Genomic DNA, 22,142 nt, shown 5'->3' on the forward strand with positions numbered 1-22,142 from the left:
ATGAAAAAAGGAATACTTTTTGTAATCATGCTCTGCCTTTGTATAACACTCACCTTTAATGAAAAAAAAGCCGGAGACTCTTTCCTGCAGCAAAGCTCCTTATATATTGTGGTGTCGGGTGTACCAGAGGGGGGATTTGACCAAACGGCTCAGGTGATGAAATCAGTGCTTGAACAAGAGAAGCTGGTGAACCGGCCTGTGAACATTCTTTATCAAAGAGGCGGAACGGTGGATAAAGGATGGACATACATGATGGAGCGGGAAGCCAACTATATCAGTTTAAATTCAAGTTTATTGTTAAGCCGTAATTTACTTGGCAGCAGTAACGTGACGATGAATGATGTGACACCGCTGGCAATCCTTGCAGAAGAGTGGCAGGTCGTCGCAGTCCCGATGGATTCTCCTTTTGCAAATGGGAAGGAGCTGTTACACGCCCTCAAGAAAAAACCAGATTCCTTAAAAATTGGGTTTGCCCCTGACTTTGGAAATGATGATCAAATCTCATTCGCCCGGGCAGCAGAAATGGCAGGGATTGATCCCTATCGCATTCAATTTTTGAAATTTGACAGTGCAGATGATTTATTTCAGGCGCTCATCAACCATGAAGTGGATGCAGCAACGACTACCATTACAGAGGTTCGTCATGATTATGAAAAAAAGAGGCTGAAGCTCGTAGCGACGACAACCAGCCAGCGCTTAGATGGATTTGAAGATGTGCCGACATGGAAAGAGCAGGGCATTCCGCTCATCTTTTCCCATTGGCGCGGTGTGATGGGTCCTAAACAAATGAGTCAGCATGACATTCGTGAATGGGATCAGCTTCTTCAAAAAATGACGAAAACGAAGTCATGGAAAAAGCGATTAAAGCAAAAGGGCTGGACAAGTCGTTATATGAACAGCAAAGAGGCAAAGATCTTTATGGAGAATCAATTAAGGCAATATGAGCAATTGATACAAGGAGAACAAGCGGTCGAGTGAGACCGCTTCCAGCGTGTAGACAAACCCTTGCATTCGCCCGCATTCCTGCGTGCCGGTGCTCACGAATCTCATATTCGCTCCAGTACTCGTCTTTCCTAGACTTCAAAGGTTTTCTATCACGCTGAAAAGAAGACAAAGGGCTAAAATAAACCCTTTGTTTTTTTCATGGAATCAAAAAAGCCCAATGTTTGAACAAAATGAACAAAAAGCATTTATCGACCGAAAAAGAATTAAAATTCATAATATTTACTTCAATTCTCACCTCAGATATGATGACAAAAAGGGTTGGAAATGGGATACCAACACATTAATGAAAGCGTATACAACACAAGGGGTGAACAATATGTTAGCAATCTTAGGATTTCTTATGATGATTGTATTTATGGTTTTGATTATGACGAAACGTATGTCTGTTTTAACGGCATTGGTGTTAACACCGATTGCATTTGCTCTTATTGCAGGTTTTCATTTTACTGAAATTTCAGACATGATTGTCAAAGGCGTGCAGCAAGTCGCACCAACAGCGGTCATGATCATGTTTGCGATTTTGTACTTTGGCATTATGATTGATGCGGGTTTATTTGATCCAATGGTGGCAAAAATTTTAAAAATCGTTAAAGGCGATCCATTAAAAATCGTGGTCGGAACAGCTGTCCTGACGATGCTTGTTGCACTTGATGGTGATGGAACAACAACGTATATGATTACAACAACAGCGATGCTTCCACTATTTACGCTGCTTGGCATCCGTCCAATTATTTTAGCGGGTATTGCCGGGGTTGGCATGGGAATTATGAATACAATTCCATGGGGAGGAGCTACACCTAGAGCGGCAAGTGCACTTGGCGTTGACCCTTCACTTTTATTTGGACCGATGATTCCAGTCATTGGTGCAGGGGTTCTCAGTATGATTATTGTTGCTTATTTTCTTGGAAAAGCCGAAAGAAAACGCCTTGGTGTGATTGAACTTGACCAGCCGATTCATGCAAATGAAATGGCAGCGGCACTGCAAGATGACATCAAACGGCCGAAGCTTTGGTGGTTTAACCTGGCGCTGACTTTGTTATTGGTGCTGCTGCTTGTATCAGGTAAAGTCAGCTTAACTGTTCTATTTGTTCTTGCTTTCTGTGTGGCAATTATCGTGAACTATCCGAACTTAGATCAGCAGCGTGAGCGAATTGCCGCTCACTCAACAAACGTTTTAGCCATTGCTTCGATGATTTTTGCGGCAGGTGTTTTTACAGGTATTCTAACTGGAACGAAAATGGTCGATGAAATGGCGATTTCGATTGTATCTGCAATTCCAGAGCAGCTTGGCGGCTTTATTCCAGTCATTGTCGCATTAACTAGCGGGATCTTTACTTTCTTTATGCCGAATGATGCATACTTTTATGGCGTACTGCCGATCCTATCAGAAACAGCGGCAGCATACGGTGTCGATAAAATTGAGATTGCGAGAGCCTCTATTATTGGTCAGCCGATTCATATGTTAAGTCCACTTGTTCCATCGACTCATTTACTTGTTGGACTTGTTGGCGTATCACTGGATCAGCATCAGAAATTTGGGATGAAATGGGCGGTGCTGGCAGTCGTCGCTATGACCGTCGTGGCGGTTCTCATTGGGGCCATTTCCATCTGGTAAATAAAAAAGTGTCTGCTGCGGGCAGGCACTTTTTTTAGGTCATATTGCCGGGCAGGCTCCATTCATTTGCCCTAGACAAAGATATGCCTGTTCCTCCAAAAGGTTTATTTTTGAAAAATACTGACACTTTTTCTGTTTTTTTCTTTATAATGCAAATCATTGAAGGGAGAGGATAGCATGTCCAAACGAAAAGGCACGATTCTTTTTGCTGCTGCATGCCTCTTGGCAGGCAGTTTGTCGATGGTGAGCCCAGCTTCAGCTCATGCAGAAACCCCTTATTATGGAAAGAGTTATGAACAGCCGGCTTCAGTGAAAAAGCTATATCCTAAGCCTGGCGAGACGTTTGAAACCCCTGCCTTTCAGAAAAAAGGAGAAGCATTTACGACACAAGAAGAGCTTCAAGCTTTCTTAAAAGACATTGTCCGCAAAAGCCCATATGCCACTCAGAAACAGATTGGAACATCCATTGAAGGCAGGTCCATTCCGGCCCTGTACTTTACAAAGGATCGCTCCATTACTCCACTTTCAAAAAAGCCAACCATCTGGCTCCAAGCACAAATACACGGAAATGAACCAGCCTCCGGTGAATCTGCTCTCGTCATTGCAAAACGATTAGCAGGTGAAGAAGGAGAGCGTATACTCAATCATGTCAATATCATCATTGTTCCAAGAATCAATCCTGATGGTTCTTATGCGTTTGACCGCAGACTGGCAAACGGATTAGACGGAAACCGTGATCATATGACATTAGAATCTCCAGAACTGTCAGCCCTGCATCAAGAATTTAATCGGTATGCGCCAGAGGTAGTTATTGATGCCCATGAATACGATGTGGGTCAAAAGCAGTTTGAAAATATCGGTTCATCAGGCGCTCTCAAATATCATGATTTGCTTATTCTTTCAGGGAAGAATTTAAACATTCCTGAAAGCATCCGGCTGACATCAAATGAGTTATACGTTAATGGAGTTCGTGAAACGCTGACGAATAAAGGATTTTCTAACGATTTGTATTATACAAACACAAGAGGAAAGGATGGAAAGATCGACATCTATGAAGGTGGTACGGATGCGCGAATTGGCCGTAATGCCCTTGCACTTTCGCCAGCCCTGTCATTTCTTGTAGAAAGCAGAGGGATTGGGATTGGAAGAGAGGATTTTGCCCGCCGCGTCGCTGCGCAAGTAGCCACCCATGAAAAAATCATTGAGACCACGGTGAAACATGCGAAACAGGTGAAGCAGCAAATGGTGACGGAGCGGTTGAAGCTGGTCAAAAAAGGACTGCAGCCAAATGATGATGATCAAGTGGTCATTCAAGATGATTTCCAAGCACCTGTCAATGACTCGCTGGAAATGGTTGATATTGAGAAGGGACAAACGACTCAAGTTCCTGTACGCTTTCATAGTGCGAGCGATGCTGTTCCTGTTTTAACAAGAGAACGGCCGACAGCTTATCTCATTCTTCCGGGGCATGAAGGAGTAGAAAAGAAACTCAGAACATTAGGATTAAAAAGTGTCACATTGCCGGCTGGCATGAAAGTGCCGGTACAAGCCTATCAGGTGACAAAGCGAGAGGAAAAGAGCAAAACAGATATTCAGCTTGAAACAAAACTCGTTGACAAGAAACGTCAGCTGCCAAAAGGAACAAAGGTATATGTCACGGCACAGCCGCAAACCAATTTGCTCTCACTTGCCCTTGAACCAGAATCAAAGGTATGTCATCAGGGTTTATTGCTTCAAAAACAGGTGATGAACTGCCAGTCTATCGTTTCGTGCTTCCTCAAAAGACGTTAGGCATTCAATAAAAAAAGGCTAAAATAAAGATCATTTTAGCCCTTTTTCACCAATCTAAAGCGGCACTAGGCGTGCCGCTTTTTTATTTTCGTCCAGCTCTTATTTCATCTGTCATGCCTTCATATGGGGCTTCTGCGATAATGGTTTCGTCATTCACACCTGCATGATGGATATACGTAATGTCCGCAAATTCTGGGACAACATATTTCGGATAGGTTTCGTATTTTTCACGAGATTCTTTCATGAGATCGATGTAGTCATTTTGATAGCAGACGGTGATGTCTGGACGTTCATGCACCCATTTAGGGAAGAAGATGACGCCATGCATGCGTTTTTCTTCAGGCATAAAGTTCAGAGAGACGTCTGTCCCAGTTGGTTCTGTCCAAGAGACTTTGTATACGCCTTTTGTCAGCTTCACAATATTTACTTCTTGATCACGGACCCAGCGTCCTCCAACCATTCCGCTATGAATGCGGTAATCAATGGTGTGATCGTTTTTAATGTAAATCTCATATTCCCAGCCATTTTCATACGTATAAATCATATGAAGTCCAACGAATTGATCCATGTTTATTCCTTCTTTCATTAGAATGATGTTTTTTCAAACATGTTGTGATTTACATGTTTATTTTAAAGTCTATGATATACTATTGTCAAAGAATAAGCGTTGGAGGCCCATCATGAGAGTACTAAAATATGCCATTCTTGGCTTGCTGGATCAGCATGAGCTGACGGGATATGATATCACGAAACATTTTAAGGATTCCCTTGGACAGTTTTGGAGTGCGAAGCACAGTCAGATTTACCCTGAGCTGAAGCGTCTCACAGAGGAAGGGTTTATTGAATTTGATATTCACATACAAGGAAAAAAGCTGGAGAAGAAGGTCTATCAAATCACAGCGGCAGGAAAAGAAGAATTGCGTCAGTGGTTAAGAACAAAAGATCCGATTCCGGAAACAACAAAGGATGAATTCATGCTCAAAACATTTTTCATCTCCTCCATGGACAAAGAAGAAGCGGCTGACCTGTTTGCCTATCAACTTTTAGAGCGCACCAAGAAAGTAGATGTGCTGGAACAAAAGCTGCACGCTTTGACAGAGGAAGACCCTTCTGCTGGATCACTGCATTCAGCGCAATTTGGGCATTACTTAGTGCTGACAAGGGCAATCGAAAGGGAAAAAGGCTATGTACGCTGGCTCCAAAAGACCCTTAAACGAATTGATTCATCTATGATCTAAGGACAATGGTCGGATGATTTGATAAAAAATGGTTTGAAACGAGTGAATTTATCAATAGAAACCGCTACAATGGATATATTCGTATTAAAGTGAGGCGAGTATGTTTGAGTAATCAAGAAGCGTTGTGGAATGAAGCAGAAGCTTTTATTTCTGTATGCTATGAAGAATTAAACAAGTCAAATGAAGAGAAAGCAGCACGTCTGCATGAAATAAAAAAAGAAATTGAGTCTGAAGGAATTTATACGCATACACTAGAGGAATTAGCTCACGGGGCGAAAATGGCATGGCGCAACAGTAACCGCTGCATTGGCCGTTTGTTTTGGTCGACCCTGCAAGTGCATGACTGCCGGCATGTAAAGACAGAGGATGAGGTGAAGGAGGCGCTCTTTCATCATATTGAGTATGCGACAAATGGCGGGAAAATCAAACCGTCCATTACGATCTTTCCCCCAGAGAAAAACAGACAGAAGGAAGTCGTCATTTATAATCATCAGCTCGTTCGTTATGCAGGCTATGAAACGGAATACGGCATCATCGGCGACGAGGCATCTCTTGAATTAACAAAATTATGTGAAGAACATGGCTGGAAAGGGGAGGGCACACATTTTGATATTCTGCCTCTCATGTTTCAGCTTAAAGGTCAGCCGCCTGTTCTGTATGAGCTTCCGAAAGAAATCGTCCAAGAGGTAGAGATCACCCATCCTGAATATGATGGATTCCGTGATTTGGGACTAAAATGGTATGCGGTCCCGATTATTGCTGATATGAAATTAGAGATTGGCGGTATTCATTACAATGCTGCACCATTTAATGGCTGGTATATGGGCACAGAAATTGGCGCACGTAACCTAGCGGATGAAAACCGCTACAATATGCTGAAAAAAGTCGCTTCTCTTTTAGGACTGGACACAACCAAGAATTCGTCCCTTTGGAAGGATAAAGCCATTGTCGAATTGAACGTGGCGGTTCTCCATTCTTATCGCGAAGCAGGGGTAACCATTGTCGATCACCATACAGCAGCACATCAATTTAAGCAGTTTGAAAAACAGGAAGAAAAGGCTGAACGCAAGCTGACCGGGGACTGGACATGGCTGATTCCGCCAGTATCACCAGCTGCTACCCACATATTCCACAAGCATTACGACAATACCATTGTGAAACCAAACTATTTTTATCAGGAAAAGCCCTATCACAGGACAGAAAAAGCCTAGCGAGAGCTATATGTAATTCCATAAAAAGATGTCTTTTATCATAATACATGTGTCCTCTCATATGATGTTGAACATTTAAATTGATTAAAACAAAAGGGATAGATATCTATCCCTTTTTATTTATTTATGATGACCACAAAAGATCTCTTCCTTACTACAACAATGGGCGAAAGTTTGCGCTCTCGCATTCCACTTCTGGATGACTTTCTCACCCTGAGGCTGTTTATCCTTTTGCATTCCCTGCCAAGTTTGCTCCCATGAGGACCATTCCTTGATATTAACAGTTGTTATAACATTCAACTCCAATTTTTATTTTTTGTTTGAATTGCTTGTACTCGGTTCATCCAATTGCTCAGAATATCTGAGCCGCAGACTTATAAATACTAAGACCAATGCAATGACCGTTAGGAAAACCCCCAGCAATCGGAATCCTGTAAAGGTGAACGCACCTCCCATAATGATACCTGTCAACAGTGAAGATAAAATTGTACCCAAGTATCTTGATGTATTAAATAAGCCAGATGCTACACCTGCAATTTCTTTTGGAGAGCTTTTAAACAAAGCTGCCTGCATACCAACAGCGTTTAGCCCGTTGCTAAAACCGAATGCGGCTAACGCCAGGCACACACTGATGACTGGTGAACTTTGCGTCCATGTCACGATCCACACTGCCCCTACTACCATCAGTAATGAGGATACAATCAATGCAGGTCTGGGTCCTGATTTACCGACCCATTTCCCTGCTATTGGCGAAGCTATAATCGAGCTCAAGCCCAAGGTTAACATAAGAATCCCTGTCTGGAATTCACTGATATGACGTACCATTTGCAGGTATGATGGAATCCCAAAAAAGAGTGAATAATAAAGGAAGTTAACTAGCAAGTATTGTATATTGACCCAAGTCATCCCTGGATATTTGGCGAAGGTGCGTAAAGGAATAAATGGCGACACTGTTTTTAGCTCATGTCGCACGAATATTCCCACCGCAACGAGCCCGATTAGCACAACAACGATATTCCACATAGAGAAATGCCCAGATGACTTCGCTGCCAGCAAGCCAACTAGAAGGGCAATCAGACCCACCGCAAAGAGCAGAATTCCTGGCACATCAATCACACCCAGTAATTTTCGAAACGACATGTCACATGAAACCGTTGCTGCTGGTTCATCATTAGGAATCATTTTCCAAGCTAATATAAAGCTCGCCACTACAAACGGGGTATTGACGATGAAGATCGCTGGCCAGTCCCACCATTGAATAAGTACTCCTCCGGCAAAAGGTCCTATAGCTGCCGCACCGGATAGGAAAATTGATAAACCTGCTAAAGCATCTGATTGCTTTTCTGTAATATGAATGCGTACTATAGCTGTTCCAACTGCAATCAGCATACTAGTTCCGATGGATTGTACGATTCTGAACACAATAAGCCATCCGAAATTTGGAGAAAATGGAGCCAGAATAGAAGAAACTAAGGATACAACAAGACCAGCCAGAAATATCTTCCTCCGGCCGAATAAATCACTAGCCTTCCCCATGACAGGTTGGGCGATAGCACTAGCGATATAAAATGAAAACACAATCCAGGAAACAGCAGTAAAATCAATGCTATACACATGTTGCAACCTAGCAATAGCAACAGAAATCATTGATGAATTTAAAGGGTTTAATAATATTCCAAGTCCAACGGATATCATTAACCATCTGCTACGAGAATTCATTTTTTCTCCCCCTTTAAATTTGTTACATTGATATCTTACTTGGCATTTTACATTCATTCCAACGCATTTAAAGTTATGATATCATTGACCAAAAGGAATGATTGGAGAGAAAATGAAATGGAACTCCTTCAACTACAATATTTTCTAGAGGTAGCTCGATTAGAGCATGTAACTGAAGCTGCACGAAGCCTCCACGTTACGCAATCGTCGCTAAGCAAAACGATTCAGCGTCTGGAAGAAGATTTAGGGGTGCCTTTATTTGATCGCACAGGCAGGAAACTGCGTTTAAATGAATTTGGCAACAAATTCATTCGTCGCGCGGAAAGGGCTTTGTTTGAGTTGGAACAGGGAAAACAGGAGATTAGCGATTTGTCTAGAGGAGAATCTGGCACACTAAAGCTTGCGGTAACCACAGCAAGCACTTTGCCTCAGATTATGCGAGAGTTTCGTAAAAAACGTCCTAATATCCAATTTCATGTGCAAATGCTGACCACACTGGAAATGGTCACGCTTTTACATCGAGGCGAAGTCGATTTTTGCTTGTCGTCCTCTCCTTTTCAAGGGGAAGACATCGAATGTCAAGTTGTCTTTGTTGATCCCATTCTTGTAGCAGTTCCTAATGGGCATCGACTGGCAGACCGAACTAGCGTATGTTTAACAGAACTTAAGGATGAATGCTTTGTCGGTATGAAAAGAGGATACGGCACTCGTGATTTAGTAGACTCTGTATGCAAATCGGCTGGAATTGACCTTAAATATGTGTATGAGGGCGATGAACCTACACGTTTGATCAGTCTTGTAGAAGCTGAAATTGGACTTGCCTTCATACCAAGCACAGCAAAAATATCATGGGGAAAGATTAAATATTTGCAAGTTGAGAATCATGAACTTGTACGTGATATCGCTTTATTATGGCATACAAGTCGATACATGACGCAAGCTTCATTGGAATTCCGTAAAGTAGTTCTAGACTATTTTGAGGCAATATCGAACCAGTCCAATTAATCTTATGCATGACTCGTACCGATTCGATGTTTTTACGAGGTCTAAGTCCCAACCAGCCTCAAACATATTTCTACAAGTAGATGGTGATGAACAGTTTACTTGACGGAATCAATGTCCCACGCCTCCGTACGTTCTAGCCTGGCTACTGATAGATTAAATCTAAATAAAAAAAGTTCAACCAGAAAGTTCTGGCTGAACTATATAATACGAAAGTTCCGTCTAACTATCATGAATAGGAATAATGTTTACATATAGCTAGGTTTTTTATGACCGTATTCGAAAATCCTGATAATGAGCAAGCTCGGTGAGCGGCTCCATTTGCATGTCGGTGACTTTTGAAAAAGGACTTCCTTTCCGGACAGTCTCTAAGAAATCAATCACTTTCTGCTGCTCACCCTCTACCTTTAACTCGACATGACCTTCATCTGTGTTGCGTACCCAGCCTTTCATTCCACGATTGACGGCTTCTCCCTGAACAAAATAACGAAAGCCGACTCCTTGCACACGTCCTTTTACAATGGCGTGATAATGAATCATGGTCATCTCTCCTTTTTTCACATCGTACCATAGCCTGCATCTGATCTTCACGCCTCGACTATGATTTGATTGTCAAACGATGTAAAATAAAGGTCAGTAGACAACCAAAGGAGATGGCCATCGTGGGACAAAAGAGATACGACATAGAAGGAATCCAAGTGGGACAACCTATCATTACATATGCGAATGGAAAAGAAATCAAAACAGCCATCAACAAAAGGCGCATTCATGAGCCTGTGTATTTAAGTCAGATCAATTTTGAAGGAGATGGTCAGGGGGATTTGGTTCATCATGGGGGTTATGATAAAGCCGTCTGCGTCTTTCCGTATGATCATTATGCTCACTTTGAACAATTTTTAGGGGTACCATTACAGGAAGCTGCCTTTGGCGAGAATGTAACAGTACGCCAGCTAGTCGAAACGAATGTGCATATTGGCGATGTGTTTCAGCTTGGAGATGCATTTGTTGAGGTGAGCCAGCCAAGACAGCCATGTGTGAAATTGTCTCTTAAGCATGGCAACATGAAGCTTGTAAAGGAAGTGCAAAAAACAGGGTATACAGGCTTTTATTTACGTGTATTGAAAGAAGGCATGGTGCCGCCTGATGCATCGCTTGTACTAGTAGAAAAAGCGTCCCATCACATTACGGTCCATGAGGTCAATGAAGTCAAATATCGTCAAACAAGTCCAGAGAGACTGAAAGCCGTTCTTGAAGTAGATGCTTTAGCAGATGTGGTGAGGAAGTCTTTAGAAAAACGAATTCAGCACATTTAAAAAAAGCCGTACATCATTAAGATGTACGGCTTTTCAGCGTTTATGAGCTGCGTTTCTTTTGCTCAAGAAGATTTGCAAGGAAATATGTTTTTAAGCTTTGAAGCTTTCTTCCTTCATGCTTAGTCACACCAAGCTTCTTTAATTCTTCGACATACCAGCCTTTGCTACCATAATGCATGATAGAAAACTCCTTTCAATTGAAACTGCCTGCATTGTAACATCTCAAAAAAGGACGTGAAAAGCGTGCAGGTGTCAAGAAATGAAAACTGATTCTATCTGCCTATGATCCATGTATATGCTGGAAATATTGATTTATGAATTTGGCGGGTTGAGGGTAACGAGGATCATGCCGACCGTCATAATCATGATGACAACACCAAGATAGGTCATCATGGATTGTTTTTTCTTAATCCCTACAACCGTTAAGATAATACTTTCGATGAAAAAGATAACACCTATGATGATGAACCACATATCAAATAAGACCCCTTTCGCATATCTTTGCCTATTTTACCACAGGCATTTTTGTTTAGTCGTGACAGATTCGTGAAACGGGCATGAAAAAATCCCCTCCAGTGGAGGAGGGGACCCGCTGCTTACAGCTTTGTTAAAATAATCGGTTCGTCTTTAGTGATCACAATCGTATGTTCAATCTGTGCGACTAGACTTTTATCTGGTGTTTTAAATGTCCAGCCATCATCAGCCTGATAAATCGATTCAGCATTTGTTGAAATGAAAGGTTCAAAGGCAATGACTGTGCCATTTTTAAACAAAGCATTATCGAATGGATCATAGTAGTTCAAGATATGGTTAGGTGCTTCATGCAGATTCTTCCCAATGCCGTGTCCTGTCAGGTTTTTAATGACGGTAAATCCTTGTTCTTTCGCTGTATTGTAGACCGCACGGCCAATTTGGTTTTGTCTTTTACCGGCTTTTGCATGCTTTAATCCTTCAAGGAACGCATCCTCCGCACACTTACATAATGCTTCAAGACGAGCATCACCTGTACCTAAAACAAATGAAATGCCTGTATCGGAATAATAGCCGTCCAGTTCTGCTGAGATATCAATGTTCACGAGGTCGCCCTCTTGTAAAATGGTTGTTTCACTAGGGATACCGTGTGCAACTTCATCGTTCACGCTGATACAAGTGGTACCAGGGAAGTCATATTCCTTTTCAGGTGCTGAATTGGCCCCATGTTCTTCTAATATTTTTTTCCCAATCAAATCTAATTCTTTTGTAGACATGCCTGGTGTCGCTTGGCTTTTCATTTCTTCTCTTGCCAAAGCGACAATTCGGCCGACTTTTTTTAAGGCTTCTAACTCATGATCATGTTTGACAATCACTGTTCATTCCTGCTTTCTATATCTTCATTCTATTCAATAGCTTACCACATTTTACGCAAAAAGAGTAAAGAGCGGAATTCAAATGAATGTGGACAAATTGGTATAGATAACTAGACGTGCATATGATATATTTTTTATGAACATCATGAATGATTTGGTCATGATGATGACAAAGGGGGGAAATCAGATGGTGTTTCAGTTTTTTCAAAAGCTAGGAAAATCATTTATGCTTCCAATCGCTGTACTTCCAGCAGCAGGGATTATTTTGGCCATTGGGCGGGAGGATGTATTCAATATCCCGTTTATTCATGCGGCAGGGAATGCAATTTTTGCGAACTTGGCTTTAATTTTTGCAATGGGTGTAGCGATTGGTATTTCAAAGGATGGGAACGGGGCAGCGGCATTATCAGGAGCGATCTCTTATTTTATTTTGTCAGCCGGTACAACGTCGATTAACTCAACCAACAATATGGGGGTATTGGGCGGTATTTTATGCGGGCTTTTGGCAGGTTATGTTTACAATAAATTTAAGGATACGAAACTGCCGGAATACTTAGGTTTCTTTAGCGGAAGGCGGCTTGTGCCTATAATGACCGCACTTTTCACCATTCTATTAGCAGCCGTTTTCGGTTATGTATGGCCGCCGATTCAAAGTGTAATCAATGATTTAGGAGAATGGATTTTAAGTCTAGGTGCAACAGGTGCAGGGCTGTTTGGTTTCTTTAACCGATTGCTCATTCCATTAGGACTTCACCATGTCTTGAATAACTTATTTTGGTTTCAATTCGGTGAATTCAGCGGGGCAACAGGGGATTTAGCGCGATTCTTTAAAGGAGATCCAAGCGCGGGTGTCTTTATGACCGGATTCTTCCCAGTGATGATGTTTGGTCTGCCAGCGGCATGTCTAGCCATGGTTGTAACTGCAAAACCTGAGAAACGAAAAGCAACAGCTGGTCTGATGATTGGGATGGCACTTACATCATTTATAACAGGGATCACTGAACCAATTGAATTTTCTTTTATGTTTTTATCACCCCTTTTATATGGTGTCCATGCTATTTTGACGGGGCTTTCGCTTTTTATTGTGAACACTCTTGGGATTCATAGCGGATTTGCCTTTTCAGCAGGTGCGATTGATTACGTCTTAAGCTTCGGTATTGCGCAAAAACCGATCTTGCTTCTTGTAGTAGGAATCATTTATGGCGTCGTGTACTTTGTCGTTTTCTATTTCCTCATTAAACTATTAAAGCTGAAAACACCAGGCAGGGAAGATGATGACATGGAAGATATCGCAGCGGATGATGCGGTGACGGCAGGAGGAGCGAGTGTGCTCGTAGAGGGGCTTGGCGGCAAAGACAATATCACCACGATTGATCATTGTGCCACACGTCTTCGCTTAACAGTAGAGGATACTAATTTATTAAATGAAGCTACATTGAAAAAAGCAGGTGCCAAAGGGGTGCTGACTTCTGGAAAAACATCCGTACAAATTATTATTGGAACGAATGTAGAATTTGTCGCAGATGATCTCCGTAAGGAAGTCGATCGAGATTAAAAAAAGCGTTCAGCCAGGTCAAATGGGCTGAACGTTTTTTTGTTTACGCTGTTCGATCACTAGCACAATACTGATCACAACGAGTAAGAACCATGAGCTAATTTTCCCTAGATGAACAATGGACCAAGCATGCTGCTGATTTGGATATTGCCATGCGCCTAAAAAGGTGGTGACATTTTCGGCAATCCAAATAAAAAAGCCAATCAGGAGAAATGAAACAACAAGCGGCATTCGAAAGGAAGATGGACCAACCTGAAACGAAACCGACGTTTTCCGAAACACAACAACAAGCAGACATGTCAGCCACCACCTGACATCATAGAGCCAGTGATGCGTAAAGAAATTGAGATAAATGCACAAACTGATGCCAATTGAAAGAAATGGATGAGGCCAGTCGGCCACTTTTACATGAAGTCGTGAAAATGCCTGATAAATATAACTAGCCACACTTGCATACATAAAGCCGCTATAAAGTGGAACCCCAAATATTTTTGTATAAGCTTCTTCTGGATAGGACCAAGAGCCCATATGTACTTTATACACTTCTAAACAGATTCCTATGAGATGAAATAGACAAATGACCTTTAGCTCCGCCCAAGTCTCCAACCGCAGCGTCAGCATCAGGATCTGAGCTGCGATGCAAAGCAGTAGAATGAAATCATACCGGTGAAGAAAAGGAATAGACACCGTCTTTGATAGGGCAAGCGCCGCAAAGATCATGACGGGGAATAGACATGAGATGGCCTGTAAATAAGCAAAATGAAATAGTGTTTTCATACAAAATTAAACCCCTTTTTATTGTCTGAAATGACTTAGACGGTTTTAGCAAGGGAAAAGTTTACCTCAACTAGATATTCATGAACAATTTGTGAATATATATGTGAAAAAGATCACAAATTAGATATAGAATAGTATAATAAGATCATAAAGAAAATATGAAATATTTCACATAATTTAAAAGGAGGCATCATCATGTTTACAAAATTCTTACAAACGAATGTATGGGCAGCCGTTATCCTTTTGGCAGCAAGACTTTATATCGGATGGACTTGGCTGACATCTGGTATTGGAAAACTAACAGGTGGATTTGATGCATCAGGCTATTTGCAATTTGCGATATCTGAACCTGTCGTCAAAGATGGTCATCTTGTGTATCCGTTCTATGTATGGTTTTTAGAAAATGTCGCTTTGCCAAATGCCGGACTATTCAGTGCCATGGTCATGTGGGGAGAAATCTTAGTAGGCCTAGGATTAATTGTTGGATTATTCACAACAACGGCAGCCTTTTTTGGAAGCGTGATGAATGTCTCTTTCTTACTAGCTGGAACCGTCTCTGTGAACCCGCTGCTTCTTCTGATCGCAGTCTTCATCATGGCAGCGAAAGGAAATGCCGGAAAACTTGGTCTTGATTATGTAGCAGGTCCAGTCCTCAAACGAAAACTGAAAAGAAAACCGCAGTTAGAAGTGGCATCATAATAAAAGAAAAGCATCCTGAGTAAACGCTCAGGATGCTTTTTTATTTAAGAATCGGCTTTAATGAGGTTGATATGCAGGACGGTGAGCTCATGCTGACTCATATCTGGATCATGGCCTACTATAAATTCGAGTTCATAATCACCGGTTTGATACACATATTTTTTCTCTTTTGTCTGCGGAATGGTGCTCACTGAATCCGCTGGTCCAAGCTGTTTCTTTAGTAACGAAGGGGTCATACCGCCGATATTTGTTTCTTTTTCTACATTTGTACCGAAATAACGGATTTCATCAATTTTGCCTTTTGCATCATAGTGAAAAGCAAATCCGGGATTTCCCATTTCCGCATGATACAAATCAAAGCTGCTTTGACCTGTTTCTGGATATGGATTTCCGAGCTTATGATGAACGTCTTTTTTTGTTTGAACGCCTATTTTCAGGCCCTTCGCATAGTAGGGCATTTGTCCTTTATGTGCCAGCTTATAAATACTGTTAAGCGCGGCTTTTGGACCTTGAGGAACGGATTGCTCTGCGGCCATGGCGTGTGCTGAGACAGCAGGGTTGAAACCGAATAGGGCAGACGAAGCAAGTGAGGCAGTCACGACAAAAGCTGCTGTTTTCTTCATGATAAATCCCTCCTTCTTCTCCTATACCCGGTGCCATCATGATCAAACGTGAAAAGAACCAGCTGATCAAGGATCGGCTGGTTCTTAGCATGAGAACGTTATTTTGAAGAAGAGCTGGATTCATCTTTGGCGGAAGAGGAATCCTTTTCATCCTGTACTTTCTTTGTATAGTCATAGTCGTTGCGGTCAATCGGTGTAAAGCCTTTAGGCTTGTAGAAACGGAGTAAATCTTCGGTGACAATCTTATCAGATGTCTCCAGCATCTTTTTCACCGTTTCATTTTCTTGTGATGCCTTGTCAGTTGGCTCGATTTTCTCGCCTGTTTTGTTGCTGTAATAGTTATTGCCTACTTTTGTGTAGTCCTTAGACACGAAGTCACCATTTCTAAATGGCACAAGCTCTTTAAAGTTCTTCGATAAGATATCAGAACCAGACATTAAATAGTTCTTCGTATCATCGCCAAGCAGGTGCAGAAGAGTTGGTGCGACATCGACTTCACCAGAGTATTTATGAATCTGTCCGCCTTTTACGCCAGGAACATGGATAAAGAGCGGCACACGCATGAGCTGCGCATTTTCATAATCTCCGATTTTTTGCCCTGTCACTTTTTCCATCGCTTCATTATGATTTTCAGAAATACCGTAATGATCTCCGTACATAATGACGACTGTGTTGTCATAGAGACCTGACTTTTTCAAATCGTTGAAGAACTGTTCAAGCGCTTCATCTAAATAATGAGCCGATTGGAAGTAGTTATCTACGACAGAGTCACCGAAATCACCAGGTTCGAAATCAGTATCACCTTCATCCATTCCAAATGGGAAATGGTTCGATAATGTAATGAATTTCGAATAAAACGGCTGCTTCATGTTTTTAAGGATTGGCATGGATTCTTTGAAGAACGGTTTGTCTTTCAGTCCATAGTTCTTCGTATCCTGCTCGTTCATATCGTAGTACTCAGAATCGTAAAATCTGTCATATCCAAAGGATTTAAACATTTCATTACGGTTCCAGAAGGTTTTCGTATTGCCATGGAATTCTGCTGACGTATATTGATCCTTCTTCAAAATACCAGGAAGTGCTTGATATGTGTTTTGCGCTTTGTTAATAAAAACAGAGCCCTGTGATAATGGGAATAACCCAGTATCCATCATAAATTCAGCATCAGACGTTTTTCCCTGTCCTGTTTGATGGAAGAAATTATCAAAGTAAAACGTTTTGTTGTCGTGTGCCAATGAATTAAGGAATGGCGTTACTTCTTTTCCATTCACCTTATAATCAATGACAAAGTTTTGCAGAGATTCAAGAGAAATTGTAATGACGTTCATGCCTTTCGCTTTCCCGTAATAAGCAGGGTTAGGATCAGCGCTGTTCGCTTTTAAATAGTTCTCTACATCTGTCACGTCATTTGAATTTGCCAGAGCACGCTGGCTGTTTGATTTCACATTTTGAATGGCATCAAACACAGTAAAGTTATAAGCACCTAAATATTTAACTAAATAATTGCGGTCGAACGATCTTGATAAAAGCTCTGGACGATCGATCTCTGCAGCCACTAAGTTTAAAACAAAGATCACAACAGAGGACACAAGGACGAGTCTAAACGATTTTGACTTTTGAACAGGTACAGTGGCTGTACTTGTTTGCTGCTGCCTTTTCATGCGGACTGCAAGTACAATCAAAATGATTGTATCAATAAAGTAAAACACATCAGTCCAACGCATGAGTGAAAATGCACTATCACCTAATTGTCCGCCATTCGTTCCTGCCTGCATCACTGTAGGCAGCGTGATAAAGTCATTGAAGAATCGATAGTACACGATGTTTGCGTATAGTAAAAAAGACATGAAAAAGTGAATCACAATGATAGCGGCAGGCTGCCATTTTTTCTTGAACAATAAAGCAAAGCCAAGAAAGAACAAGCTGGAGCTAATAGGATTCACGAAAAGCAAAATATGCTGAAGCACATTTGATATACCAAGTTTAAATTCGATTAAATACGCTGAATACGTTTTGAGCCATAGTAAGGTGGCTGCAATCAGAAAGAAGCCGAGACCTCTTTTTTGAATAAATGTTTTCATATAAACACTCCTTTTCTCCGTTAAACGGAAGAGGCGGAACGAAAGAAAACGAACCATTAGAATATACCACGAAATGCACAAATAGAAAAGTCATAACCGGTGAAGAGCCTTTGCAAGCCTGTCCGAGTAATAAAAGGAGAGAAAATGAAAATATTCGCCCGTCGAAAAACTTTTTATGAAAATCGACCTATTATTGACAGAAAATTCAGCAATTTTCCAGTTGCTATATCAATAAAACAGGTAAAAAGATACAAGTCTAAAGAATTAATTTGATTTCTACAATGGTCATTTAGAGAGTATTTCCATTGTTTATTAATGTTTATGCAGGTTAAACAAAAAAAATGAGCCATGTAATGGAATAAGACGATGGATAAAAATTCCTCCTATACGATATATCAATATATTTTTGTGTTTCGTGAACATAATGGTTTTCATGTGTTTTTTAAGGGTTTCATTTATTTTAATTAGTGAACAAATTATCTAAATATACTTAAGTGAACATATCGAGACTATAAACTTCTGAATTGGGGTCGATATAGACAGTGACAGGAAATCTTCCATTGAAAGGATTGATAGTATATGACTGTACGAGCAGAGAACCTCGTTCAGAACTGGTTTCCGAGTGAGGACGGAAATGCAGGAGAGCGTAAAGAACTCATCAAATTGATGGAGCAGATCATTTCAGGGGTCGATGACCTGAAAGATCCCAACCGTGCACACCTTAAAGGTGAAAAGAATCGTGGGGAGGACTTTTACAAAAAGCTCACCGAAACAAGTCAAATTCCGATGAACGGCCAGCAAGCGGAACTTGTGAATGAAGAATTACTGAAGCTTTTACATAACCATCCATACCACACCAAGTATTTCTTCACGAACATTTTGCCAATGGCAAGTACACCAGGAATTTTAGGCATGCTGACAGCTATGCTGGTAAACGGAAACAACCTTTGGGATGTTTATGGACCAGCAGGTGCGGAAGCTGAGGTCAGAGTGGTCTCAATGATGTCTAAGCTCATCGGATATGATCCAAATATGAGCGGGGGATACACAACATGGGGAGGTCAAGGAGCGATTTTTTCAGGACTTCGTTTAGCGATCGCAAAAGCTGCGCCGGAGTCACTGCGAAAAGGAGTTCCACAAAATCTTTATGCGTTTTGTTCTGATGCTGCACATTACAGCTTATTTAAGTCAATGGAAGCAACAGGACTTGGCACAAACAACTTAATCAAAATTAAGACGAATAAAGATCATTCAATGGATATGGAAGATTTGCGTTGTCAAATGGAACGTGTTGCACAGAGTGGCGGGATTCCCGTTTATATTGTGGCAACAACCGGAACAACAGATGCCATTGCAATTGATGATGTCAAAGGGGTACGTGAAACAGCAGAAGCGATTGCTGAAAAGTATGGTCTGAAGGTGCCGCATATTCATGCAGATTCGGCGCTGGGTGGATTCTTTGCTTTCTTTAACGAGTATGATGTATCAGAAAACCCGCTGCAATTCTCAGTCGGTGTTCTTCGTATGCTAAAAGAAATCAAAGCGAAATTCCAGCATCTTTCACTTGCAGACTCGATGTGCTTTGATTTTCAAAAGCTCGGCCAAACACCTTACACATCCAGTTTATTCTTAGTGAAAAACGCTGCTGACTTAAAGCGTTTGGACCTGGAAGAACAAGAGACGCCATATGTTGGCCATAGAGGCTACGGTGAATACCATACGGGTTATACGCTTGAGTGCTCAAGAATGGGAAGCTCGATCAGTATGCTGAGTGTGCTCTTAACGTTTGGGGTTGAAGGCTATCAGCGCTTGCTCGGTCAATTCTTAGAAGTGAACCTTGCCTTCAGAGAAGCACTTAGTCGAGAAATTCCGCAAGCAGAAGTCGTGAATGATGACAACGTCGGAATGGCTACATTATTTAGAATTTACCTAGACGGCTCACCGCGTTTTCAAGAAGAGATTTCTGGCGAAGCGACTTCAATGGAAATTGAGCGAAACAATGAATTGAACAAAATGCTGTTTGAAAAACTTGGAGAGAAAAGAGACGAGATGTTCTTTGGCGATACAACGAAGTTTTTACTTGTCAACTCAAAAGAAGGCCAAGAATTCTATCTAAGTGTTAGTAAGTTTTTTGTCATCTCACCTTATACGTTACCAGAGCATATCCCTCATATCGTATCTTATTTAAAAGATGTGATTGCATCTGTTTGTGGACAATTTGAAAATGTACATGCTTAAATCAAATCTGAGAGTGGAGATGTAGGAAAAAATGGCGAAACAAAGGAAATTTGGAGGATACACGATATCCTCTAAAATCATGTCAGTCGTTACCGTAACATTACTCGCAACCGTTGCATTATTCGTTCTAACCTTTTATCTAGTCAGCCAGGATTTATCATCACAGTTATTAAAGCAATTTGATTATCGATTAACAACAGATATTGATACCGCCAAAAAAGAAATCGATAACATCGATGGAAACGTGCTCAGCATTAGCGGGAAGGATGATCCCATTTATGCCGAGATCAAAACGAAATTCACAGAGCTTCAAAAAGATCATACGCTTGAGAACTTATACGTGTTATCTAATAAAGGCGGTAAAGAAAGAATTATCGTATTAACTGGAGAAGACAATGATTTTGACCAGGATTATGCATTCTCAGATGAGATGAAACAAGCTCTTTCTGAAGATAAAATGGTCAAAAGTGATATTTACAAAGATTCATTTGGTACACATAAATCAGTCTTTTTGCCAATTAAGGATTCAGGTGGTGAGCTGACAGGGATTTTAGGCATTGATTTAGATGCGTCTGTCGTGCCTCAAACAACGCAGAAGTTGATGATCTATATCACAGTGGCATCTGCCATTGTGCTTATCGGTGGATTACTCTTCTCATACTTCATGGGAAGAAAGATTGCAAAACCAGCACGTTCCTTGATGGAATCAGCGAATCGAATTGCTGACGGTGATTTAACTGGTATGGTAGAGGTTGAAAGTAAAGATGAGATCGGCCAGCTTGCCGCATCCTTCCAAAAGATGCAGGGACGGATTAAAGAGCTCATTTCGAAAATCTCAAACTCATCTAGTGAAGTGTCGAAAATGTCTTCACAGCTTCGTACGGTGACGACTGAATCAAGTCAAAGTGCGCAGCAAGTATCAGAAGCCATGACGAATATGAGTGAAGGAATCAATGATTCTGTCGCAAATATCACGGATTGTACGACATCCGTTGCTGAGATCGATACGCAAATCGAAGGCGTCACAAAAGAAGTTGATGAAATGAAATCTGTTTCATCTAACGTACAAGAGCAGTCAGAATCTGGTCAAAAATTAGTGAACCATGTGCTTGATCATCTGAATATGCTACATGACAAGATGACCAACTCAAAGCAGGCAGCAGAAGAATTACAATCTCATTCAACGGAGATTGAAAGTGTCATCTCAATTATTACGGACATTTCAGCCCAAACGAATCTGCTTGCACTGAATGCTTCAATTGAAGCGGCACGTGTTGGAGAAGAAGGAAAAGGTTTTGCTGTTGTGGCAGATGAGGTGCGCAAGTTAGCTGAGCAATCAGCGGATGCGGCTAAAACCGTTTCAGACCTTGTCATCGGCACACAGGAAAACAGTCAGCGCGTTCTTGAAAGTGTAGAGGAAAGTAGTAAAGCAGTGGAAGAAGGACGTGAGCAAATGGAAGGCACGTCACAAAATTTCGCTTTGATTTACGACGGTGTATCTCAGTTTTCAAGAAGAACGAACAATTTGCTTGCTTCTATTAAGCAAGTTGAGCAAGCATATCAAACGATTTCTACATCGATTGAGCAAATTTCTGTTGTATCAGAAGAACATGCAGCCAGCTCTCAAGAAGTGGCGGCAGCAACAGAACAGCAAAGTGCTGGTATGCAGCAAATTTCAAGTGCGATTGAACAGCTCTCTGACATGTCAGAGGACTTAGCACAAATGGTCTCAACCTTCAAAGTCGACAATAAATAACGAGAAAGGGCTAAAATATTTTAGCCCTTTTTCTCTTTTCAGCGAAGAAGGGACGAGCACCTGAGCGCAGGATAGACACCGAATGCGAGGGAGTGTCTAGATGCTGAAGCTGGCTCTTGTGAGAGAGCCAGCTTTTTTGCTATGCTTAATCAAATACTTGCGGCGAAAGGAGA

Annotated in this window: 19 protein-coding genes and 1 pseudogene; 11 read left to right on the forward strand and 9 right to left on the reverse strand. The window is 41.4% G+C overall.

Annotation, left to right across the window (positions count from 1 at the left end; genetic code table 11):
* The 3 genes and pseudogenes from MHI08_RS03655 (at position 1) to MHI08_RS03665 (ending at position 4,422) form a co-directional block, all read left to right on the forward strand.
* On the forward strand, positions 1-978 hold the full coding sequence (locus tag MHI08_RS03655; RefSeq protein WP_342500003.1) for a tripartite tricarboxylate transporter substrate-binding protein: 978 nt from the start codon (positions 1-3) through the stop codon (positions 976-978).
* A 343-nt stretch (positions 979-1,321) separates the two neighbouring features.
* Entirely contained in the window at positions 1,322-2,620 is a 1,299-nt protein-coding gene (locus MHI08_RS03660) for a citrate:proton symporter (protein ID WP_024426631.1), read from the forward strand.
* Between the two features lie 177 nt (positions 2,621-2,797).
* A pseudogene (locus MHI08_RS03665) lies at positions 2,798-4,422 on the forward strand (M14 family metallocarboxypeptidase).
* Between the two features lie 71 nt (positions 4,423-4,493).
* Here MHI08_RS03665 and MHI08_RS03670 read toward each other — a convergent pair.
* Positions 4,494-4,979, reverse strand: a complete 486-nt coding sequence (locus MHI08_RS03670) for a phenolic acid decarboxylase (RefSeq protein ID WP_008341777.1) — start codon at positions 4,977-4,979, stop codon at positions 4,494-4,496.
* 112 nt (positions 4,980-5,091) lie between these two features.
* Between MHI08_RS03670 and MHI08_RS03675 the strand changes: the two genes are divergently transcribed.
* Positions 5,092-5,649: a PadR family transcriptional regulator gene (locus MHI08_RS03675; RefSeq protein WP_342500004.1), complete on the forward strand. Its 558-nt coding sequence runs from the start codon at positions 5,092-5,094 to the stop codon at positions 5,647-5,649.
* Between the two features lie 104 nt (positions 5,650-5,753).
* Positions 5,754-6,860 carry a nitric oxide synthase oxygenase gene (locus tag MHI08_RS03680; RefSeq protein WP_171464052.1) on the forward strand — a complete coding sequence of 369 codons (1,107 nt, stop codon included), beginning with the start codon at positions 5,754-5,756 and terminating at the stop codon, positions 6,858-6,860.
* Between the two features lie 309 nt (positions 6,861-7,169).
* Here MHI08_RS03680 and MHI08_RS03685 read toward each other — a convergent pair whose 3' ends face one another.
* Positions 7,170-8,579: an MFS transporter gene (locus MHI08_RS03685; protein ID WP_326134668.1), complete on the reverse strand. Its 1,410-nt coding sequence runs from the start codon at positions 8,577-8,579 to the stop codon at positions 7,170-7,172.
* A 117-nt stretch (positions 8,580-8,696) separates the two neighbouring features.
* On the opposite strand from MHI08_RS03685, the gene MHI08_RS03690 reads away from it, so the two are divergent.
* Entirely contained in the window at positions 8,697-9,584 is an 888-nt protein-coding gene (locus MHI08_RS03690; protein WP_024426626.1) for a LysR family transcriptional regulator, read from the forward strand.
* A gap of 264 nt (positions 9,585-9,848) precedes the next feature.
* Here MHI08_RS03690 and MHI08_RS03695 read toward each other — a convergent pair whose 3' ends face one another.
* Complete coding sequence (locus tag MHI08_RS03695) at positions 9,849-10,121, reverse strand: acylphosphatase (protein ID WP_024426625.1); 273 nt, start codon at positions 10,119-10,121, stop codon at positions 9,849-9,851.
* 122 nt (positions 10,122-10,243) lie between these two features.
* Between MHI08_RS03695 and MHI08_RS03700 the strand changes: the two genes are divergently transcribed.
* Positions 10,244-10,894 carry an MOSC domain-containing protein gene (locus MHI08_RS03700; RefSeq protein WP_073204264.1) on the forward strand — a complete coding sequence of 217 codons (651 nt, stop codon included), beginning with the start codon at positions 10,244-10,246 and terminating at the stop codon, positions 10,892-10,894.
* Positions 10,895-10,934: 40 nt separating this feature from the next.
* Here MHI08_RS03700 and MHI08_RS03705 read toward each other — a convergent pair whose 3' ends face one another.
* The 3 genes from MHI08_RS03705 to map form a co-directional block, all read right to left on the reverse strand.
* Positions 10,935-11,072 (reverse strand): YflJ family protein, encoded by a 138-nt coding sequence (locus MHI08_RS03705; RefSeq protein WP_064497716.1) that lies wholly within the window; start codon positions 11,070-11,072, stop codon positions 10,935-10,937.
* Positions 11,073-11,206: 134 nt separating this feature from the next.
* A complete protein-coding gene (locus MHI08_RS03710; protein WP_087978305.1) occupies positions 11,207-11,368 on the reverse strand; it encodes a hypothetical protein in 162 nt (53 codons plus the stop codon).
* Between the two features lie 122 nt (positions 11,369-11,490).
* Entirely contained in the window at positions 11,491-12,240 is a 750-nt protein-coding gene (gene map / locus MHI08_RS03715) for a type I methionyl aminopeptidase (RefSeq protein ID WP_326349923.1), read from the reverse strand.
* 187 nt (positions 12,241-12,427) lie between these two features.
* On the opposite strand from map, the gene nagE reads away from it, so the two are divergent.
* Positions 12,428-13,795, forward strand: a complete 1,368-nt coding sequence (gene nagE, locus MHI08_RS03720; protein ID WP_202739308.1) for an N-acetylglucosamine-specific PTS transporter subunit IIBC — start codon at positions 12,428-12,430, stop codon at positions 13,793-13,795.
* A gap of 18 nt (positions 13,796-13,813) precedes the next feature.
* Here nagE and MHI08_RS03725 read toward each other — a convergent pair whose 3' ends face one another.
* On the reverse strand, positions 13,814-14,572 hold the full coding sequence (locus tag MHI08_RS03725; RefSeq protein ID WP_041106285.1) for a DUF817 domain-containing protein: 759 nt from the start codon (positions 14,570-14,572) through the stop codon (positions 13,814-13,816).
* Between the two features lie 195 nt (positions 14,573-14,767).
* Between MHI08_RS03725 and MHI08_RS03730 the strand changes: the two genes are divergently transcribed.
* On the forward strand, positions 14,768-15,271 hold the full coding sequence (locus MHI08_RS03730) for a DoxX family protein (RefSeq protein ID WP_024426621.1): 504 nt from the start codon (positions 14,768-14,770) through the stop codon (positions 15,269-15,271).
* A gap of 44 nt (positions 15,272-15,315) precedes the next feature.
* On the opposite strand, the gene MHI08_RS03735 is transcribed toward MHI08_RS03730, so the two are convergent.
* The gene (locus tag MHI08_RS03735) at positions 15,316-15,894 is read right to left on the reverse strand and encodes a YjgB family protein (RefSeq protein WP_342500005.1); all 579 of its coding nucleotides are present in this window, start codon (positions 15,892-15,894) and stop codon (positions 15,316-15,318) included.
* 98 nt (positions 15,895-15,992) lie between these two features.
* Positions 15,993-17,975, reverse strand: a complete 1,983-nt coding sequence (locus MHI08_RS03740; RefSeq protein WP_342500006.1) for an LTA synthase family protein — start codon at positions 17,973-17,975, stop codon at positions 15,993-15,995.
* A gap of 579 nt (positions 17,976-18,554) precedes the next feature.
* Here MHI08_RS03740 and MHI08_RS03745 point away from each other — a divergent pair.
* Both MHI08_RS03745 and MHI08_RS03750 read left to right on the forward strand, forming a co-directional pair.
* Entirely contained in the window at positions 18,555-20,213 is a 1,659-nt protein-coding gene (locus MHI08_RS03745; RefSeq protein WP_342500007.1) for a pyridoxal-dependent decarboxylase, read from the forward strand.
* Between the two features lie 31 nt (positions 20,214-20,244).
* Positions 20,245-21,969 carry a methyl-accepting chemotaxis protein gene (locus tag MHI08_RS03750; protein WP_342500008.1) on the forward strand — a complete coding sequence of 575 codons (1,725 nt, stop codon included), beginning with the start codon at positions 20,245-20,247 and terminating at the stop codon, positions 21,967-21,969.
* The last annotated feature ends 173 nt before the right edge of the window (positions 21,970-22,142 follow it).

It is taken from the genome of Bacillus sp. FSL M7-0791, from assembly GCF_038627085.1.
Lineage (GTDB): Bacteria > Bacillota > Bacilli > Bacillales > Bacillaceae > Bacillus > Bacillus safensis.

Bases quoted from the DNA above. Each gene is read 5' to 3' on its own strand.
- MHI08_RS03655 (WP_342500003.1), top strand. From the start codon at position 1: ATGAAAAAAGGAATACTTTTTGTAATCATGCTCTGCCTTTGTATAACA.
- MHI08_RS03660 (WP_024426631.1), top strand. From the start codon at position 1,322: ATGTTAGCAATCTTAGGATTTCTTATGATGATTGTATTTATGGTTTTG.
- MHI08_RS03670 (WP_008341777.1), bottom strand. From the start codon at position 4,979: ATGGATCAATTCGTTGGACTTCATATGATTTATACGTATGAAAATGGC.
- MHI08_RS03675 (WP_342500004.1), top strand. From the start codon at position 5,092: ATGAGAGTACTAAAATATGCCATTCTTGGCTTGCTGGATCAGCATGAG.
- MHI08_RS03685 (WP_326134668.1), bottom strand. From the start codon at position 8,579: ATGAATTCTCGTAGCAGATGGTTAATGATATCCGTTGGACTTGGAATA.
- MHI08_RS03690 (WP_024426626.1), top strand. From the start codon at position 8,697: ATGGAACTCCTTCAACTACAATATTTTCTAGAGGTAGCTCGATTAGAG.
- MHI08_RS03695 (WP_024426625.1), bottom strand. From the start codon at position 10,121: ATGATTCATTATCACGCCATTGTAAAAGGACGTGTGCAAGGAGTCGGC.
- MHI08_RS03705 (WP_064497716.1), bottom strand. From the start codon at position 11,072: ATGCATTATGGTAGCAAAGGCTGGTATGTCGAAGAATTAAAGAAGCTT.
- MHI08_RS03710 (WP_087978305.1), bottom strand. From the start codon at position 11,368: ATGTGGTTCATCATCATAGGTGTTATCTTTTTCATCGAAAGTATTATC.
- nagE (WP_202739308.1), top strand. From the start codon at position 12,428: ATGGTGTTTCAGTTTTTTCAAAAGCTAGGAAAATCATTTATGCTTCCA.
- MHI08_RS03725 (WP_041106285.1), bottom strand. From the start codon at position 14,572: ATGAAAACACTATTTCATTTTGCTTATTTACAGGCCATCTCATGTCTA.
- MHI08_RS03730 (WP_024426621.1), top strand. From the start codon at position 14,768: ATGTTTACAAAATTCTTACAAACGAATGTATGGGCAGCCGTTATCCTT.
- MHI08_RS03735 (WP_342500005.1), bottom strand. From the start codon at position 15,894: ATGAAGAAAACAGCAGCTTTTGTCGTGACTGCCTCACTTGCTTCGTCT.
- MHI08_RS03740 (WP_342500006.1), bottom strand. From the start codon at position 17,975: ATGAAAACATTTATTCAAAAAAGAGGTCTCGGCTTCTTTCTGATTGCA.
- MHI08_RS03745 (WP_342500007.1), top strand. From the start codon at position 18,555: ATGACTGTACGAGCAGAGAACCTCGTTCAGAACTGGTTTCCGAGTGAG.
- MHI08_RS03750 (WP_342500008.1), top strand. From the start codon at position 20,245: ATGGCGAAACAAAGGAAATTTGGAGGATACACGATATCCTCTAAAATC.